This is a genomic window from Moorena sp. SIO3E8, assembly GCF_010692445.1.
GTDB classification, from domain to species: domain Bacteria; phylum Cyanobacteriota; class Cyanobacteriia; order Cyanobacteriales; family Coleofasciculaceae; genus Moorena; species Moorena bouillonii.
Genome location: NZ_JAAHHM010000121.1, coordinates 1 through 19,140, shown reverse-complemented (window position 1 = coordinate 19,140; position 19,140 = coordinate 1). Strand labels below are relative to the sequence as shown.

Annotated in this window: 17 protein-coding genes; 7 read left to right on the top strand and 10 right to left on the bottom strand. The window is 42.8% G+C overall.

Annotation, left to right across the window (positions count from 1 at the left end; all coding sequences use genetic code 11):
* Positions 1–27 precede the first annotated feature (27 nt).
* The 4 genes from F6K46_RS31025 to F6K46_RS31010 all read right to left on the bottom strand — a co-directional run bounded on the left by F6K46_RS31025 (position 28) and on the right by F6K46_RS31010 (position 2,632).
* Positions 28–204, bottom strand: a complete 177-nt coding sequence (locus tag F6K46_RS31025) for a hypothetical protein (protein ID WP_293117695.1) — start codon at positions 202–204, stop codon at positions 28–30.
* 102 nt (positions 205–306) lie between these two features.
* Positions 307–492 carry a hypothetical protein gene (locus F6K46_RS31020; protein WP_293064994.1) on the bottom strand — a complete coding sequence of 62 codons (186 nt, stop codon included), beginning with the start codon at positions 490–492 and terminating at the stop codon, positions 307–309.
* A 106-nt stretch (positions 493–598) separates the two neighbouring features.
* On the bottom strand, positions 599–2,020 hold the full coding sequence (locus F6K46_RS31015) for an ATP-binding protein (protein WP_293065029.1): 1,422 nt from the start codon (positions 2,018–2,020) through the stop codon (positions 599–601).
* A gap of 96 nt (positions 2,021–2,116) precedes the next feature.
* Entirely contained in the window at positions 2,117–2,632 is a 516-nt protein-coding gene (locus F6K46_RS31010) for a response regulator (RefSeq protein WP_293064997.1), read from the bottom strand.
* A gap of 662 nt (positions 2,633–3,294) precedes the next feature.
* On the opposite strand from F6K46_RS31010, the gene F6K46_RS31005 reads away from it, so the two are divergent.
* Positions 3,295–3,486 (top strand): hypothetical protein, encoded by a 192-nt coding sequence (locus F6K46_RS31005; RefSeq protein ID WP_293065000.1) that lies wholly within the window; start codon positions 3,295–3,297, stop codon positions 3,484–3,486.
* Here the strand turns inward: F6K46_RS31005 and F6K46_RS31000 are convergent.
* Complete coding sequence (locus F6K46_RS31000; protein ID WP_293065003.1) at positions 3,441–4,817, bottom strand: ABC transporter substrate-binding protein; 1,377 nt, start codon at positions 4,815–4,817, stop codon at positions 3,441–3,443. The genes F6K46_RS31005 and F6K46_RS31000 overlap by 46 nt on opposite strands.
* 147 nt (positions 4,818–4,964) lie before the next feature.
* On the opposite strand from F6K46_RS31000, the gene F6K46_RS30995 reads away from it, so the two are divergent.
* Positions 4,965–5,357, top strand: a complete 393-nt coding sequence (locus tag F6K46_RS30995; protein ID WP_293065006.1) for a hypothetical protein — start codon at positions 4,965–4,967, stop codon at positions 5,355–5,357.
* A gap of 19 nt (positions 5,358–5,376) precedes the next feature.
* Entirely contained in the window at positions 5,377–5,562 is a 186-nt protein-coding gene (locus tag F6K46_RS30990; RefSeq protein WP_293065009.1) for a hypothetical protein, read from the top strand.
* Between the two features lie 104 nt (positions 5,563–5,666).
* On the opposite strand, the gene F6K46_RS30985 is transcribed toward F6K46_RS30990, so the two are convergent.
* The 3 genes from F6K46_RS30985 to F6K46_RS30975 all read right to left on the bottom strand — a co-directional run bounded on the left by F6K46_RS30985 (position 5,667) and on the right by F6K46_RS30975 (position 12,300).
* Positions 5,667–8,150, bottom strand: a complete 2,484-nt coding sequence (locus F6K46_RS30985) for a hybrid sensor histidine kinase/response regulator (protein WP_293065012.1) — start codon at positions 8,148–8,150, stop codon at positions 5,667–5,669.
* 479 nt (positions 8,151–8,629) lie between these two features.
* Positions 8,630–10,024, bottom strand: a complete 1,395-nt coding sequence (locus F6K46_RS30980; RefSeq protein ID WP_075896349.1) for an ABC transporter substrate-binding protein — start codon at positions 10,022–10,024, stop codon at positions 8,630–8,632.
* 626 nt (positions 10,025–10,650) lie between these two features.
* Positions 10,651–12,300: a response regulator gene (locus F6K46_RS30975; RefSeq protein ID WP_293065015.1), complete on the bottom strand. Its 1,650-nt coding sequence runs from the start codon at positions 12,298–12,300 to the stop codon at positions 10,651–10,653.
* 642 nt (positions 12,301–12,942) lie between these two features.
* Here F6K46_RS30975 and F6K46_RS30970 point away from each other — a divergent pair.
* Positions 12,943–13,917, top strand: coding sequence for a hydratase (locus F6K46_RS30970; protein WP_293065018.1), 975 nt, complete (start codon positions 12,943–12,945; stop codon positions 13,915–13,917).
* Positions 13,918–14,045: 128 nt separating this feature from the next.
* On the top strand, positions 14,046–14,207 hold the full coding sequence (locus tag F6K46_RS30965) for a hypothetical protein (RefSeq protein ID WP_293065021.1): 162 nt from the start codon (positions 14,046–14,048) through the stop codon (positions 14,205–14,207).
* On the opposite strand, the gene F6K46_RS30960 is transcribed toward F6K46_RS30965, so the two are convergent.
* A complete protein-coding gene (locus F6K46_RS30960; protein WP_293065022.1) occupies positions 14,169–14,585 on the bottom strand; it encodes a DUF2809 domain-containing protein in 417 nt (138 codons plus the stop codon). The two genes, F6K46_RS30965 and F6K46_RS30960, sit on opposite strands and share 39 nt — an antisense overlap.
* Before the next feature lie 71 nt (positions 14,586–14,656).
* Here F6K46_RS30960 and dacB point away from each other — a divergent pair, with 71 nt between their 5' ends.
* Positions 14,657–16,183 (top strand): D-alanyl-D-alanine carboxypeptidase/D-alanyl-D-alanine-endopeptidase, encoded by a 1,527-nt coding sequence (dacB, locus tag F6K46_RS30955; protein WP_293065024.1) that lies wholly within the window; start codon positions 14,657–14,659, stop codon positions 16,181–16,183.
* Positions 16,184–16,356: 173 nt separating this feature from the next.
* Complete coding sequence (wecB, locus tag F6K46_RS30950; RefSeq protein WP_293065026.1) at positions 16,357–17,547, top strand: UDP-N-acetylglucosamine 2-epimerase (non-hydrolyzing); 1,191 nt, start codon at positions 16,357–16,359, stop codon at positions 17,545–17,547.
* A 371-nt stretch (positions 17,548–17,918) separates the two neighbouring features.
* Here the strand turns inward: wecB and F6K46_RS30945 are convergent, their stop codons facing one another.
* The gene (locus F6K46_RS30945; protein ID WP_293065089.1) at positions 17,919–18,686 is read right to left on the bottom strand and encodes a class I SAM-dependent methyltransferase; all 768 of its coding nucleotides are present in this window, start codon (positions 18,684–18,686) and stop codon (positions 17,919–17,921) included.
* Between the last annotated feature and the right edge of the window lie 454 nt (positions 18,687–19,140).

Sequence of the window (19,140 nt, the reverse complement as noted above, 5' to 3'; positions counted from 1 at the left end):
ATTAAGTAAGGTACAAAATTTTGGTTTTTAGGGAGTAGGGAGTCGGGAGTAGGGAGTCGGGAGTAGGGAGTAGGGAGTCGGGAGTCGGGAGTCGGGAGTCGGGAGTAGGGAGTAGGGAGTCGGGAGTCGGGAGTAGGGAGTCGGGAGTCGGGAGTAGGGGGTCGGGAGTCGGGAGTCGGGGTAATAAAATTTAATGTACCTCATAAATATGATAAAAACTAGATACCTTTTCCGGTTAATAAATTATAGTTTTAATTCATCAATACCTATTTCATTAATTAATAATTAACAGGCTGAATATAGCGTTTATATCATGTCCGGATAATTACTCTTAATAAAAATCTCCCCATCTCCCCATCTCCCCATCTCCCCATCTCCCCATCTCCCCATCTCCCCATCTCCCCACACTTCCCACACTTCCCACACTTCCCTCTCTTTCCCGATTCCCGATTCCCGATTCCCGATTCCCTGCGCTATACTAATTCTTTTCAAGATACTTTTCTATCAATATTAGAATTTTTTTTAATTGAAATTCATCAGCATAATTAGATATAGTCTGAGCAAAGGTCACAAACTTATCATCTAATTGTTTAAGATTTTATGCGGATTTAATAATCGCGAACATATTCCCTTTCTTGGCCAGGTCATAAAGTTCAGCTAATACATCAGCTGGGGGAGGTACAATAGCCTCTGGCAGAACTTTTTTAACAGATTCAATTTTGATTTTTGATACTTCGGTATCATACTGTTCATATACCCATTCCAGTTGCAGATGCCGCTTTAATTTATCGAGTAATTCTTCAACGTTCACAGGCTTAGAAAGAATATCGATCCAGCCTATATCCTGACTCTGTTGGTGTTCTAATTCATAAACACTGGCAGATGTCGCGATTACCATGATCTGTTTCAATTGCTCTGATGAGCGGATACGTCGCATCATTTCAAAGCCATCCATCACTGGCATCACTAAGTCAGTAATAATTAAGTCAGGGTGAAATTCTATGGCTTTTTCCAAACCCTCAACCCCATTACTCGCTTCCAAAAGTTTAAATCCCAGAGGTTGTAAAAAATTAACAATAAAAGAGCGATTCTTGGGTTTGTCATCTACCACTACTATTTTACGCACCTTGCCCTGAAAACCAACGATAGTATTGGTATAAATTTTAGTTTTGTGATCCATTACTGTGGTAGTAGGTAAATCCAAATCCACAGAAAAAACACTACCCTTGCCAGAAGTACTTTCAACTTTGATATGACTTCCCATGAGATTAACAATTTTCTGGCTAATAGCTAATCCCAGACCAGTGCCTTGATCTCGAATAGCACTATCCCCAAATTGTTCAAAGGGTAAAAATATTGTTTCCAATTCTTCTGGGTTGAGTCCGATGCCAGTATCTTCGATTTGAAATCGAATTCTAACCATGGGTGATTCGGGAGCTTTGCCTATTAGTGGCATGATTTTGTCTGTGATAACTTCCCCCTCTTGCTGATCTCTATAAATCCTAGGGAGTGGGGGTTGTACGGCTTTATCGTTACTGATAACCTCTACCTTGAAGGTTACTCCGCCATGGTCAGTAAACTTAAGAGCATTGCTCAGGAGGTTAATCAGAACTTGTCGCAGTCGTTTTTCATCAGCCACAATCCCTGCTGGTAGACAGGATGATGGTTGATAAATAAAAGAGATACCCTTTTGCTGAGCTTTGATACGGCAGATTTCTACAACCGAGATCAACAAAGTAGGAAAATGAATCTCTTTCGGCAACAGTTCCATTTTCCTGGCTTCAATTTTCGACAGCTCTAAGATGTCATTGATCAAGTTGAGCAAGTGAGTACCACATTGGTAAACGAGATCGATACTATGCTTTTGTTTAGGGCTAGCGGTTTTATCCCGTTGGAGGATTTGGGCATAACCTAAAATGCCATTGAGAGGAGTACGCAGTTCATGAGTCATATTGGAGAGGAATTCACTTTTGGCTTGGCTAGCTAATTCAGCAGCTTCTTTAGCTTTTGCAAGTTCAATGGCTTGTTGTTTTAGAGGATATCTGAAAAGTTTTTTGATACTGAATTTTGCCCCCCTAGCCCCCCAACGTTGGGGGGAACAAGAGTCAATTTGCTTCTAAAAGTCCCCCAAAATTGGGGGACCAACGGGGGCTTGGATGTAGCCAATAATACTTCTCAGACAACCTCTTAACTCCTGATTTTGAAGTTGCAGCTTTTCAGTTAACTCCTGAATCCGTAAATGGTTGATTATCCGAGTTAAGAGTTGCTCATGTTGGAGTGGCTTAGTGACATAATCGACTCCCCCAACTTCAAATCCTTTCACCTGATCCTCGGTACTGGATAACGCCGTCATAAAAATTACAGGAATATCTTTGGTAGCCGGATCCGCCTTCAAGCGACAGCAGGTTTCAAAGCCATCTATACCTGGCATCAAAACATCCAGTAAAATAATTTTAGGATGGGCATACTTAGCGCGTTTTAACCCACTTTCACCATCTTGGGATACTAAAATTGTGAATCCACAATCTTCTAAATAATCAAAGGCAACCCTTAAATTTGTGGGATTATCATCAATAATCAATATGGTATACTTTTTTAATTCAAAGTCATTTGTTTTAGCAATTACACTCATGGATTTTATTCCAGATGCAGATAATCTTTAAACAAGGTAACAATTGCTTGTTATTGAAACCCTTCGGCTAAGTTTTTGAGTTTGGTGGGCTTTGGGAATGTAGTTTTCATCGACTGGTTCGAGGTATAGCAATTCCTAAGTATTCAGCGATCAGCCATTCCCGTAGCGTGGCCAACGGCCAAGGCCAACGGCTGACTGCTGACTGCACCTCAAGTAGCACCATCTGTAGCGCATATGCTTACAGCAATTCTGGCGGAGGTTGTGAACTCTCATGGGGGTCTCAATAGACAACAGAAGCGAAAAAGATTCTGGAAGTCTTGCCCCAATTGAGCTAAAACCGCGCTTTCCTGAGAGGTCTAATCGATTGTGAACTCTCACGCGGGCATCCTGCCCGCACTACCAGGAATTTTGGACTTCTGGATTTTCACAACTCGCCCACGAAACCCGATAGTGAGTTCCTGGGCGAATTTTTGTCATACTGCCCAGCATCGCCAAGTTTATAGAGCACTTCCATTTCCTGAGGGGGGGTACTACAAAGCGTTGATCACAACTGGGTTTTGACCCCTGTTAGGACTTACGCAAATCCCTCAATTTAACGCTACCTGTAGGGTGGGCAAGGTTTTGCCCACCCTACCCATGGATTGTGTGCGTAAGTCCTGCCTGTGATCAAGCTACAGGCTGTTGAGATATTGGCTGATATACCCACTCTAACTGCAAATATTGCCCTAAGAAAACCAGTTACTGTTCCGGAAGAGGGGGAACAGACCTTCAGTGGGGCAACAAAAGGGGGATTGACTAATACCTATGATCACTTCCAATCAGCAAAAATTTGCTTGATTTGTGCGATCGCTTGATGGGTAGCTTGCGCCACAGACAAACCATCTACAACTATTGTTCTAATCGCTTTACCCCAAACATTCTGGGATTGTACTTCAGCGTAAATTGGGGTGAAGACTTGATAGGGTAGACGGGTCGTTTGTTGTAACTGCTTTAGAGCCACTGAAATATGGGGATCTGTTCCATCATTCCAGAATCGGTCTGGTAAAGCTTTAGGCAAAACAGAAACAAATCGCCCTTGAGAACCTTGGATGTATGTTTCCAGATTTTGTGGTTGTACCAAATAGAACAAGAAATCCTTAGCAACCTGCTTTTTATCCGATCTTTCCAACAGAATTACCTGCCCAATTGAAGCGATGGGTTTCATAGGCTCGACCTTTGGCTTGTTCGGCCATGGCACAGTAGCAAGTTGCTTGGTGTAAATTGCCTGATCTTGCCGTTGGGAACCGGGAATCGATAGGGATGGGTTAGCTGTCATTAAAGTAGTGCGGCTAAGAAAGGCAATATTATTATCAGTGTTTCCCCAATCCACTGCTTCCGGTGGTACCGTACCATTCTTATAGAAGTTGGTATATTTCGCTAAGGCAGCGGTAATCCCCTGATGCACTTGGGGATTATCTAAGCGTAACCGACCATTGGAGTTGATCAGTTTGACATTGTAAGCTTCTAGGAAGTTTTCAAAAATGTCGAAGGTATCAGAAGCCTCGGACATGGGTAAACCAATACCATAAATAGTCTGTTGACCCTGGTGACGTAGTTGCTGTTGAGCGAAGTGCCAAAACTGCCAAAACCCTTGCCAATCCTTAGGAATCGCGTCTGGTGTCTTACCAATAGCTGCCAGTAAGTCTTGCCAACAGTGAATGTAGACTGAATACTGCATGATCGGGACAGCATAGTAGCTGCGCTTCTTCGCCACATTGTTCAGGTAAGTGACACTCTGTAGAACACTGCCAGTGTATAGCTTTTCGAGAGGTTCTACTACCTCAGAAACATCTGCCAATTGGTTGTTCCATGCTAGACGGGGGATGATCTGGGTATCCGCTTCAATACTATAGAAGATGTCCGGAGGGTTGCCTGCTGCGATCGCATTATTGAGTTCCTTTAACGTATCTTTTTCAGATAAAAGGCTAAGCTCAACCTTAATTCCACTCTTTTGTGTCCACCTGGCGATGATTTCTTTGAGTGCATCAGTTTCCTCTGGATAATAACCCTGACTCCACCAGATGCGCAGCGAATTACTCCGGTTTATCGTAAATCCTTTGGTAGACTCAACTTGATTCTTACTACAGTCAGCTAACCCCAGACCAAATAAGAACAAGGATAGTCGAGTAAATTGGCGTCGCTGCATGATTCTTGAACCTCGAAACCGTTGTGCAGACGTGACAACTCTACTCCTACCGATGAACCAATCGTGGTCATTTTGCCAAAGAATAAGCCCCTAAGAGCACTATCCTTAAGGTGGACAAAAGTAGTTTTTTTCACGGACGTATGACCTATGGTGGACTATTTTATCGAAGCTACAGAACGCCCTTGGATGAGCATTTATTTAAGAATTATTGCCTTTGTCTTTGCCTATGGCGCGATTGTCCACTTTAGTAATATAGCAGGTTTTGGTGAAATACCGTGGTTAGAAACACCTTTAACCTGGAGAATTGGCGATGTTTTTTATGGCATTCTCGATACAGCAGCAGTGATTGGACTTTGGCAGCGACAAGTGTGGGGCATTGGATTGTGTTTAGTGGGAATTCTCTCTCAGTTTATTATTTACACAGTATTTATCGATTATTTTGCCGCCACCCCTGAGCAAAGACAAACCATCTACGGTCTTTTGGGAACTGAAGCAATTTTAGTGCTAATATTGACTACATTATTACTGTTAAAAAAGTAATTTTTTGGATAACTAAACAGTGTACGCTATCAGCTATCAGCTATCAGCTATCAGCTATCAGCTATCAGCTATCAGCTATCAGCTATCAGCTATCAGCTATCAGCTATCAGCTATCAGCTATCAGCTATCAGCTAATGCGCTAGGCGCATTAGCTTTGATGGGCAAATCCCCAGACTTTAAATTCTCATTAATATCTCAATCTTAAATTCTACCGTTCCCGTAGCGTGGCCATAGGCCTGCATAGGTTTATTTTAATCTGACTGCTGACTGCTGACTGCTGTTCGCGCAGCGTGCGCGTAGCGCATATGCTTACGACACCTCTTGATCAACCCACTGCAATTGTAAATACTTCTCCAATAATGCCAGTAATTTCTGCTCGTCAACTGGTTTCGGCAGAAAAGCATCACAGCCAAGTTTCTGAGTCTCTTTCTTGACAACATCCCAATTGTTAGCAGAGAAGGCAATAATTGGTACATGCTTCATTTCCGGTATCTGTCGTAGTTCCGGAATCATCGTGAAACCCGTTTTAAAAGGCATGAATAAATCCGTTAAAATCAGATCCGGTCCAATTACCCTGGCCAGCTCCAATGCTTGCTGAGCATTCTGGGCTAATACCACTTCAAAACCCAAAGGTTTCAGCATATTTAGCAATACCAAGCGATTTTCTGTTATGTCATCCACCACTAACAGTTTACGTCGTTTTCCTTTATAAATCAACCCTTTAACAGCAATATCTGGTTCAGCTTTGGCAACAATATCTATCACAGGTAAGGTAACATCAAACCAAAATGTTGAACCTTTGCCCAATTGACTTTTAACCTTTAGTTTACTTCCCATCAAGTTAACGATTTGCTGACTAATAGCTAAGCCCAAACCCGCTCCAGCTATCCGACGCTCGGTATCCCCTACTTGTTCAAAGGGTTGGAAGATTTTATCTAACTGTTGAGGACTGATTCCTATGCCAGTATCGATCACTTCAAAGCGGATCGTCCGAGAATCGATGTTATAATCTCCCCCTTGAATCCTGGTGTTGGAAGACTTCGATATTCCTAAGATAGGGTTTTGTTTCTCAATGACTCCAACATTAAATGTGACATTACCTTGGTCAGTAAATTTAACTGCATTACCTAATAGATTGAGTAAAACCTGTCGTAACCTTTTCTGATCTAACTTAACCCCTGTGGGTAGGTTACCTTGAGTTTTATAGTTAAACAATATATTTTTTTCATTAGCTCCCATGCGGATAATACCAACTACCCCTTCCAAGAAGCTTGGAAAATGAACCTCACGGGGGTAGAGTTCCATCTTACGGGCTTCGATTTTAGAGAAGTCTAAGAGATCGTTAATTAGGGTCAATAGATAGGTTCCACTTTGCTCTATAATTTTTAAACCTTGTATTTGCTGGTGTCTTAAATTGCGATCGCTCATTGGGGTGCTGCCCTTGACGCCATCGTTTTGGGTATCAACTTTAGCTGTATCGCGCTGGAGAATTCTGGCATAGCCTAAGATGCTATTGAGGGGAGTGCGCAATTCATGGCTGATGTTAGCTAAAAATTGGCTTTTAGCTTGGTTAGCAACTTCCGCAGCTTCTTTAGCTTTCCCTAATTCCACAGTACGTTCTTGCACTCGGATTTCTAAACCCTGATTCGTTTTCTCTAGAGCCGTAAAAGAATCCTGCAATTGCTGTGCCATCTGGTTAAATGACTGAGCCAACACTCCAGTTTCATCGTCACTCAACACAGGAGCTTTATGGTTTAGATTGCCACTAGCTACCTGAATAGCTGCCTCTGTGATTGCCCGAATCGGTTTGGTAATCTGGCTTGATAGTAGATAAACCCCTACTAGGAGCAGTCCAGTAGAACTCAATCCAATCAGCACAATGTTCCCAGCTAGCCGACGAGCGGGAGCAAAAGCTTCTTGCTGACTCATCTCAGCTAGTAACGCCAGGTTCTGTTTCTCCAACCACTGATACACACCGATCACAGGTATCCCATCGTAATTCTGATAAAGCCCAGAACTATTTTTTCCTTGGGTAGCGCTATCAATACCCAAACTACTAATTCCCTTAGAGTATTTTTGATTCTCAAACTGACCTGAGGCGATGAATATATTTTTTCGTTCCAATCGACCGACTAGATAGGTTTCGCCACTCTTACCTAAGCCAGTACGGTCTCGAATTAGGTGATCCACTTCTTGAAGATCGAGAGTAATGGAAATCACTCCTATACGGTTACCGGATTGGTTAAGGACGGGTGTGGCAAAAGTGATGGCTGTTTTGCCTGTTCTTGAAGAGCTATAAAACGTTGGCTTAATGTCCGTTTGATCTCGGGTGAAGTAAGTGGTAGTCGCACCAAGGGGTTGATAGTTGCCCTCCAAAGTTTTGTTAGTTGAAAAAATGATAATCCCACCAGTTGTGAGCAGGGAAATTTCTCTTAGATTAGGCTTAATGGCAGCTAAATCAGTCAGGTATTCTGAAATGCTATTATAGGCGATTTTGTAATCTCTTGACCTGGTTTGAGACCTTTTGCTGCTCAGCAAGACCTCGGCTTGTCTTCGGATTTCTGGTAACTGAGCCGATAACAGCACATCTTGGCGCTGATTGTTAAACCATTGATTGAGTTCAGCAGATTTGATAGACACAGCAACACTGAGTCGATCAAAGACAGATTGTTTGAGAGCTTTTCTAGCTAAACTATAAGCAGTAATGGCTACAATAGTTACCGTAACAACTGATAAAAGTGAAAAGTAATTGACCAGCTTTGACAGTAATGTTTTTTGAGTTAATTTGATCATAACAATCATAATAAGCTCTAAAATTTAGCTTTTTGCGTCAACTCAATCCTTTGTAGGGACTGAGCTATCAGCCTTGGCCTTGGCCTATGGCCACGCTACGCGAATGGCCACGCTACTTGAGGTGCTATCAGCATTGGCCTATGGCCACGCTACTTGAGGTGCTATAATATAATTTAATGCAACACCTGACTCATAACTATAGCAATTATCAGCAACCTTTGAGTGACATTGCTTATCTTTTTAAGGCAACAGGCAACAGGCAACAGACAACAGGCAACAGACAACAGGCAACAGACAACAGGCATGCTATAAAGATGGTTTTAAGGGATGCAGGGCGGCGCTATATCCCTTGCTCATAACACCAAAAACTCCATCGTAATTACGATATATCGACCCTGTTACCTGTTCCCTTTTTATATCAATCTTATCTTCAAAATTAAAATAAGAATGCGATAACAATTATTGTGATAACGAATAATCTAACTAGGTTTATACCAATTAGAAAAAATTTTATTAATTTTATCAATAGCTCGATTAGTTGCTTGCTTAATTGACAAATTATCCACCACAATTTTTCTAATCACTTCCCCCCAAACGTTTTGAGCAGCCACTTCACTATAAGCTGGGTTTAACACTTGATAAGCTGGTCGGGTGTTTTGTAACTGCTGTAGCGCCACAGAAATATGAGGATCACTGGGATTTTTCCAAAAGGGTTTTTCAAACAGTTTCGGCATCACGGGTAAGTATCGACCCTGAGACCCTTCTGTGTAGGCTTGTAAGTTTTGCGGTTGTGCCAAATATGAGAGAAAATTCTTGGCATACTCCTGTTTTGTGGAGGCTTTAAAGAGAATGACCTGTTTGATCTCTATGATGAATCTCATCAGTTCCCCACTAGGTTTATTGGGCCACTTAACTGTAGAAAGTTGCTTGGTGTAAATTTCAGGATCTTGTCGTTGGGAACCTGGAACTGAGAGAGTATGATTGACCGTCATCAGGCTAGTGCGGCTGAGTAACGTTACATTGTTGCCTGTATTATCCCAATCTACGGCATCCGGTGGCACATTCTTATTGATATAAAAACGGGTATATTGCCTTAGAGCTGCCTCAATGCCTTGCTTAACTTGGGAGTCGTCTAAGCGTAACTTGCCATTTTTATCAATTAGTTTGACATTGTAGGCTTCTAGAAATTGCTCAAAATTGTTGTAGGTATCTAAGCTCAGGGACATAGGCATGCCGATACTATACATATTGGGATAACTGCTCTGACGCAATTGTCCCTGAACCTCCTCCCAAAACCGCCAAAATCCCTGCCAATCTCTGGGAATTGACCCCTTTGCCTGACCAATCTCGGTCAGGATGTCTTGCCAGTAGTGAATATGGATGGCTGATTGCATAATTGGTACAGCATAGTAGCTACGTTTTTTAGCAACTTTGTTTTGATAATTGACTCCAGCCAGAACCCCTTCACTGTACCAGTTTTTCAGAGGCTGTATCACATCAGACACATCTACCAGTTGATTATTCCATGCCAGACGGGGAATAATGGTCAAGTCTGCTACCCCTGCATAGAAAATGTCAGGAGGGTTACCTGATGCGATCGCACTCTCGATTTCTTTGAGAATATCCTTCTGAGGTATGATGACTAATTGAACTTTAATCCCACTGTTTTTTTCCCACTTGTCGATGATTGTCCGGAGTGCATCCGTTTCTTCTGGATAAAAACCCTGTTGCCACCAGATGCTAAGTGTTTTAGCTGTGTCAAAGGTTGATGATTGTCTTGATGATTGTCTTAATGATTGGAAATTGTGAGTACAGTTAGCCAATCCCAAACCAAGGAAAAACCAAGGGAGTTGATTGAATTCCCGTCGTCGCATAAGTCTTTAACCGTTACACTTATCAAGTCCTTTAGTATGATATTATCCAGTACTGTGTGAATAAACCTCTTGCAAAAGTATTTTTCTGATAGTGTTTGCGTCAATTATTGGGTGAATCTCACTCTTGCATAATTTCATCCATTGAGATGCACCCATTCCTACTCCCTACTCCCTACTCCCTACTCCCTACTCCCATTAACCCAAGACGAAAGTACTTCACCGAATTTAAAACTACTATAGTAAGTAATGGATAATAGGTAATGGGTAATAACTAATCCTACAGGAGTAATCACAATTACCTAATACCTAATACCTATTCCCAACATATTACAATACCGATCCTCTCGGACATGAAATGATTTAGTCTTATACTTTTTTTAAAAATACCTGAGTAACTTAATAAATCTCAAAAAAGTTAAAGGTTAAAAGGGAAAGGTAAGCATATGGGCGTAGCGCATATGCTGAATGCTTACGAAAATTGGTCTCATATCATGTCAGGATAATTACCTTTAATAAAAATCTACCCTATTTCCCCATTTCCCCATCTCCCCACACTTCCCACACGAACCAACTTCCCACCTTCTCCTTAATTATGGGTATTCAACCAAACTTGATATTACAGTACCTCAGTCATCAACCCACTCCAATTGCAACAGCTGCTCCAACAAAGCAAGTAACTGATCCTGGTCAACGGGTTTCGGTATAAAACCTTCACAGCCCAGCATCTGACTCTGCTTCTGGACTATGTCAAAAGTACGGGCTGAAAGGGCAATGATCGGCACATTTTTCAGATCGGGTATTTCCCGAATTTCTGGCACCATGGTAAAAGCAGTTTTGACCGGCATGAATAAATCAGTCAAAATCAGATCGGGTCGGATGGCTATGGCGACATCCAATCCCTGCTGACCATTTTCTGCCGTTACCACCTCAAAGCCTAACGGTTCAAGCATGTTGAGTAATACCAACCGATTTTCTTTGTTATCATCCACCACTAGCAGTTTGCGTCGTTTTCCGTGGTAACCCATCACTTGACCTGCAATATTCCGTTTTGCTTCGGTAACTTTAACCACAGGTAAGGCAACATCAAACCAAAACATTGACCCCTTACTTAACTCGCTTTTAACGTTTAGTTGGCTTCCCATCAATTCCACCAACTGCCGAGATATGGCTAAGCCTAAGCCGCTTCCAGCTGCCCGATATTTGCTATCCCCCGTTTGTTCAAAGGGTTGGAAAATATTCTCTAATTGTTGAGGGCTAATTCCTATCCCGGTATCAATCACCTCAAAGCGAATCGTCCGATGTTGGATTTTGGAATCTTTCCCCTGATCAAGGGAGGTAGGGTTTTGGTCTTGAATCACTCCAACGTTGAAAGTTACATTGCCTTGGTCGGTAAATTTGACTGCATTGTCTAACAAGTTGATCAGTACCTGTCGGAGCCGTTTATCGTCTGCCTTAACACCAGTTGGTAAATTACTTTTTTCTTCAAATCTCAACACAATATCTTTTTCACTAGCTCGCATGCGGATGATTCCCACAACTTCCTCTAAGAAGGTTGGTAAATTAAATTCTGTGGAATACAGTGCCATTTTGCCAGCTTCGATTTTGGAAAAGTCTAAGATATCGTTGATCAAAGTCAACAAATGGCTACCGCTTTTCTGAATAATTTTTAAGCCTTCCAGTTGCTTGGCAGTTAAATTTCGTTCACCTTTGGAGGCGGCTTTAGCCGCCTCACGTTGGAGAATTTGAGCATATCCTATAATACCGTTTAGGGGAGTACGGAGTTCATGACTCATGTTAGCTAGGAATTCACTCTTGGCTTGGTTAGCTACTTCTGCTTTTTGTTTAGCCTCTTGGAGATAGGCATTTTGTTCAGCAAGGGTTTTGCTTAAACAATTGAGTTTTAAATGGAGCCTGACTCTAGCTAATACCTCTTCTTGTTCAAAGGGTTTTGGGATATAGTCTACTGCACCATAAGATAATCCTTTTATCTTATGGTTTATATCAGCAAACGCGGTCATAAAAATTATTGGAATATCTTTAGATATTGGATTATTTTTTAGTTTTTTACAGGTTTCAAATCCATCAATACCTGGCATATTTACATCTAACAATATGAGATCAGGTGGTTCATATTCTACTTGTTCAATAGTTCCTTCACCATCCATTTCTACTCTGACTTTAAACCCAGCACTTTCCAAAGTTTTGTAGAGAACTGATAAATTATTGGGATTATCATCAACGATTAAAATTGTTCCAGTGTTTGGTGATTGGTTCATTTTTACTTATTGATATATTTCCTAATCGCCAAGGTATGAGAGCAAGTCCGGAGGTGCGCTTGACCCATTAAGAATTAAATTCGCGCACCTTTAGGCAAAGCCAAACGCGGGGCGCGAACGGGCGCGCACCTCTTAATCACTTCGTATTCAGGGAAATTGTGACTTGTTACTTATTACTCGTTACTTGTTACTTGTTATTTTGTAGTGTAAGGATTTTGCTAGCTGACTATAGGCTAGTCAGTGAGACGCTCACACTCCACTTAAACATTTCAGATGTTCCGAGATCAGTGTTAAACCGGACATGATCTGACTTGGATTAATAATCTATTGAAGCTGATCCTCGAAGACAGGGAATCGGATTTCCCGTTGACGGCTGACTGTATTCAGTCAACCGTTAACAGTTAACCGTCAACACTACCGATTGCTGATTAGCTCGCCGAAAGTCGAGATCAACTAGTGTATTGATTCAGTGATGGGATAAGCTGAAATCATCCCCCCTTTGTCTAGGCTTTTGTCTAAGCTTTTGTCTACCCTTATGGTTACCTCCTCTTGGTCGTGAATTCTCTATATGTATACTTCCCCTTCTGTAACTCATAAGTAACACCAAAAAATGGAACTGAAGCAATTTTCGGCTCTTGAGTTATGCCAAATGGTTTTAATCCTGAAAACAGCTCTAGCAACACCATGCAACATATCAAATCTATTTCCCTAGCAATTGTACTATTGGCTTCGGTTCTATATCTGCCAAGCTGCAACCTCACTGGGGCTAAGAAGAACTCCAACTCAACTAGTAGCTCTCCTAGTAAGGTTTTAGATCAAACCCCTGATGCTCGTCTGGTGGAGGAATTGACAACTAGCTATCTCAACAAAACCCCAGCTAGGGCAGTTGCGACTAAGCTAACCTTTGAACAAGCTCAGGCTTTGCAAGACCAATTTGTACAACAGTTGAGCTCTAGTTTAGGCAAAGTTGTAGGTTACAAAGCCGGACTGACTAATCCTGCTGCTCAAGAGCGCTTCAAAGTCTCTGAACCCATACGAGGTGTACTTCTCGAAAAGATGTTGCTCAACAGTGGAGCGGTTGTCCCTGCCAAGTTCGGTGCTCGACCTGTATATGAAGGAGACTTAATCGTTAGAGTTGGTAGCGAAGAGATTAATAGTGCTACTACCCCTAAAGAAGCATTAGCTGCTCTTGATGCTGTCATTCCCTTCATGGAACTGCCAGATTTAGTTTATGACCCAAAAGTGAGTCTTGATGGCACTGCTTTGGTAGCCATTAATGTCGGTGCTCGCTTGGGAGTTTTAGGAACACCGATTCCTTTATCTGCTACCCCTGATTGGGAAGAACGATTAAAAAATATCAAGATTGTAATGGTAGATAAGGCTGGCAATCAGTTAGCTGTTGGTAAAAGTAGTGCTTTATTAGGGAATCCGTTACAAGTAGTACTTTGGTTAAAAGATTCTTTGAAGGCATCAGGTAAAGTTTTGAAGAAAGGCGATTTACTGTCTTTAGGCTCCATGACTCCCCTAGTTCCTGTTAAATCTGGTACTACTATTCGTGCTCAATATATTGGATTAGATCCAAAAGACAAGGTAGAAATATCCGTTAGTTTTGAGTAATATTAAGTCCGGTATAACAAAGGGAATAGGGAGTCGGGAGTCGGGAGTCGGGAACAGGAAACAAAAATTATCACAATTCATTTAGGGTCCGGGGTAGCATCGATATTGTCAAGATTGGGAATTGGAAATTGGAAATTGTGATTATAGCGGTTTCTAGCCTAATCAGGTACACAGCATTTTTTCCCTGTTCCCTGTTCCCTGTTCCCTGTTCCCTGTTCCCTAAAAACCTCACCCAATTGAAAACCGCTATATTATCTAATCAGTTTACCGAACTGCGAAATTTGCCGTAACCATAGCCAACCTAAGACGCTGCCAATGGCATAATAGAGGAAATCCCACCATACAAAAGTAGTTCCTAAGAGAAATTTACCGATTAAGGAAGCACGAATCGGTGCTAATATAGGGGTTTGCCAAAGTTGTAATAATTCTATGGCACAGGTAACGCTAAAAACTCCTAAGGTAATTCGGGTTATTGCTTGGGGATTGGGGATAATAAAAAATATCAATAAACACCAAAAAATTTCATACAAAATATCACCAGAGTAGTCATGAACCCATTTTTCTCCAAGACCAGAGTAATACTTGGAAAAAATCCCTAATGGTGTAATAATCAATAGAGAGAGAATAATAAACCAGCGTTGAGGAGTAATTTTTAATAGTTTAGTCATTAACGGATTAGACAAATGATTTGAGTGCTGAGGGCGTCAGTGGGTCAGTTGTGAGTTATGAGTTGTGAGTTATGCCAAATCCCTTACATCGATGGGGAAAACCAATAACTTTGCTGCTGTTGTGGTTAGCTGTACAGTTAGTCATCAAGCAAAGGGTGATGGCGACACCGGCAGCAGTTGAAGTAGTTGAGAAACCGGAATCCTTTGGGGACAAGATTTGTCCTGCTGACTTAACTACAGCCATTGATGCCATAATCAGTCGTCCCGAATTTATGCGATCGCGTTGGGGCATTTTGATTCAACCCTTAGCCGACTCAGCTCCCCTCTACAGTCTTGAATCAGAACGTTTCTTTATTCCAGCATCCAATATCAAACTCTTTACCACAGCAGCAGTGTTACGTGAACTAGGTGAGCAATACCGGATTCGTACACCGGTTTATGGTACTGGCACTAGCCCCTATTTGACGTCCTTACGGATTGTGGGACAAGCAGACCCAAGCTTAAGCAATACCCAGTTAACAGATGTGGCACAACAACTAAAGGGTCAAGGGGTAAGGTTGGTGCAACAGTTAATTGTAGAAGATGGCTATACTCCCTATGGTATTATCAATCCAACCTGGGAGTGGAGCGATAGTTATCTATACTATGGCGCTTCGGTTAATCGACTTATTCTCAATCAAAATACTGTCGGACTAACCCTATTGCCCCAACAGCCAGGAAAACCATTGCGCGTTAGTTGGAGTGATGGGGTAGCCGCTAAACAGTGGCGTGTGGATAATCGTGCTGTTACCGGTAAGGCAGGAATACCATACTCAGTGGAAATAATGGGAGTTTTAGGTGAGCCGGTGTTAGTGATTAACGGTCAACTGGCGGCAGATGCTGCACCAGACTTCTGGGGCTTAGCAGTTCGCGACCCAGCCCATTATTTCCTGGAGTCCTTCCGCCGTATCCTGGAAGCTGAGGGAATTGCTGTGCTTAAGGCATTGGTAAAAGAAAGTTCAGCTAATGTGAATAATACACAGATAACCAATACAGAAAGAACGAGAGAGTTGGCAGCGGTGGAATCTCTTCCGTTAGCGCTATTGTTGAAGGAAATCAATCAGCAGAGTAATAATTTGTATGCTGAGGCATTATTGCACCAGCTGGAGACAGAGGAAAGGAGTGAGTCTAGCCCTAAGTTTGGTCTGGGAGCTGTTCAACAGAGCTTAACGGAGTTAGGGGTTGACCCAAAAAGCTATAGTATGGCTGATGGGTCTGGGCTATCTCGCCATAATTTAGCTAGTCCGTTTGCGATCGCACAAACTCTGAGACTGATGGCACAAACCCCATTAGCTCAGGTTTATCGAGAATCCTTGGCTACGGCTGAGGTTAGTGGAACTTTACGCGATCGCTTTCGTGATACCGCAGCTGTTGGTAAGCTCCAGGCTAAGACTGGTACATTAAGTGGTGTCTCAGCCTTATCAGGCTATCTTGATATTCCTGACTATCAAACCTTAGTACTTAGTATTCTGGTAAATCAATCTGACCAATCTGCTGCTAAACTCCGTAATGCTATTGATGAAATTGTTCTATTATTGACTCGCTTGGGTTATTGCTAAGTGTTGAGTGTTGAGGGGTAGCAACGGTTGAAGATTTTTCGCAGCCCTTCCCTCCCTCCCCGCGCCCGGTTTTCCCACTCCCGCTGACTCTTACCCCTACTCCCTATTCCCTACTCCCTATTCCCTAAAACCCAGAACGAAAGTACCTCACCCCATTGAGAAATGCTGTAATTATGAAACCCCTGGAAATTCCCCCAGACCCTACACCCGAGACCCTAAACCAGGGTTCAACCAAGTCTCCAATTCAAATCTGTATCACATTAGGGACTCGTCCGGAGGCAATTAAGTTAGCTCCGGTGATTCTTCAGTTCCAACGCTCTGGGAAATTTAAGACTCAGGTAGTGTTAACGGGTCAGCATCGGGAAATGGTAGACCAGGTGATGGGGATGTTTGACTTGAGGGCGGATCGGGATCTAGAAATTATGCAGCCCAAGCAAACTCTGACAGATATTACTTGTTTGAGTTTACGGGGGTTAGAGGAGTTATTTCAGGAATTGCAGCCCCAGTTGGTAGTTGTGCAGGGGGATACAACTACAGCCTTTGCTGCGGCCTTGGCAGCCTTTTACCAACGTATCCCGGTGGGTCATGTGGAGGCGGGATTGCGCACCAATGATTTGTTTAATCCCTATCCAGAGGAGGCCAATCGACGGCTGATTTCTCAGATTACTCAATTACATTTTGCCCCCACTCCCCTGGCAGTAGAGCATTTGCAGGGGTCTGGGGTCACTGGCGCAATTCATAAAACTGGGAATACGGTGATTGATGCCCTGTTGATGGTAGCTGAGCGGGAACCAGTGTGTGAGGTTCCGGGTTTAGATTGGGAAGGATACCGCACGATTTTAGCAACAGTACACCGTCGGGAAAACTGGGGGAAACCACTGGAGGATATAGCCCAGGGGTTCCTCCATATTTTAGATAAGTTCCCAGATACAGCGTTATTGTTACCTCTCCATCGTAATCCTACGGTCAGGGAACCCCTAAGGGCAATGTTAGGTGACCATGAGCGGGTATTTTTAACAGAACCACTGGATTATGTGGAATTGGTAGCAGCAATGCAACGGTGTTATTTAGTGATGACTGATTCTGGCGGATTGCAGGAGGAAGCACCGAGTTTGGGTAAGCCAGTGCTGGTATTGCGTAAGACCACGGAACGACCGGAAGCGATCGCAGCTGGGACTGGGAAGTTGGTAGGGACTGACCCAGAGCAGATGGTGGGGGCGGCAAGTTTGTTATTGAGTGATTCAGTAGCTTATCAGGGGATGGCAAATGCCATTAATCCCTTTGGGGATGGTCGTGCGGCGGAGCGTATACTACAGATTGTGGAGGATTACTTTGGTTGTAATCCCCCAATCAGACTTAGCTGATCCGCGAGAAGCCCCGCACTTTACCCGATAGGGTAAGTGTCGGGATGATAGCGGGGTAAGCGGAGGAACGGAGCTTACCAATGTGATATACTAGGAATGGTAGGGAATATAAATTAAGAGCTAACCGCCACCTACCAGCTAAAAATAGAACTTGTTTTTATTGTTCCGGCGCGGAGGGGCATCCCGTGTCGTTAATAAAGCTTACCGAGCAACCGAGGCGATGGCTGGTGTTGGTAAGAAGCCCGCGTTGTCCCGTTAGGGCAACGTCGGGAGTATGTCACTGGGCAATAACCGGTTTGTCTGCATATTAGCTTCCCGGTTAGCCCAATTTTATATAGGTTTGCCCTGTCAGGATGACAACCCAAGTAAGTCTATTCAAGTGAGTCTATTAAGGAGAGCGGAACATCATAATTTTTTTTGCCCCCTAGGGCAAAGTAATAGAGCTTTTCGCCTTCGAGGGAGAACCGATGGCGATACCTTTTGAGATGATAAAGATCCAAAAATTCTGAGAAGATCAGTTTCCGAATCAGCTGTGAAAATCCAGAATTATCACTTGAATCAAGGAAGGTTTCTTTGATATTAAAGGAAACCCAGGCATTTTCGCTAATTACATTAAAGGCTTCCAAGAAAGCCTTTGCTGGTATGTCACCGAACCCAAGTGCTGCTACTGAAACCAGGCAGTTAGGTGACCAAGAATTGAGTTCATCACGATCTTTATCACTGAGATTGCAGAAATCCATCACATAGAATTCATCGTAGATTCCGGGACGATCTCGCTCAGTGGCAGCCTGGGCTTCGGGAATAATATCAACTCCGATTAGCCGTGAGACTCCGTGTTGTTTGAGCTTTTCACCAACTATCCCGTTTCCTGCCCCAAGATCAAGTACCCGAAGCTCGTTGAGGCTCTGGTCCCCTTGAGAGACAGCAGACTCCAGGATATCCACTACAATTGACGGAGACTGGCACTTCAGACGCTCATATACAACCTGCTCGTATAATTCAGGAACTTCGAATATCCGCTCATAGTCATGTAGACGGATCTTCTCCCTGGATTCTCCATTAACAAGGTAAAAATAGACTTGATCTTGGCCAAGCTCTCGAACATTTGTAGGTGGAAATTGGATTTTATGCTTCTTCATCACTTTCAATATTCCTTTTAGTTTGAACCCAGATAAAAACGAATTGTGAATGGTGGAGGATCCTAAAGGCCAATGTCAACAGCGCAATACCAACTCAGGGCTTACCCAAAGACTCTAGATATAGAGTTTAGTTAACTTGCTTTTCCAGACCTACTATGGGAGAATGCTAGTTATAAAAACTACCAAGATAGCTATACCTAGATTTTAGACTTCACCATCCTAAACTAAAGGTCAATAGCGGGAGACCCCACAGTTTCTTGGGAGTGCTAGGGCGTGTTTTCAAAGTTTTCCGCAAGATTATGATCCCCCCCAGCCCCCCTTAAAAAAGCTATCCATTAGGCAAAAGTAGTCGAAACAGTGATAGAGACTAGGACGTAGAAGCAAGTTGTGAACCTTCAAACAAATGGTAAAAGGTAGAAAGCCCTCGCCAGAGAGTTTTCAAGCCAGGTTCGCC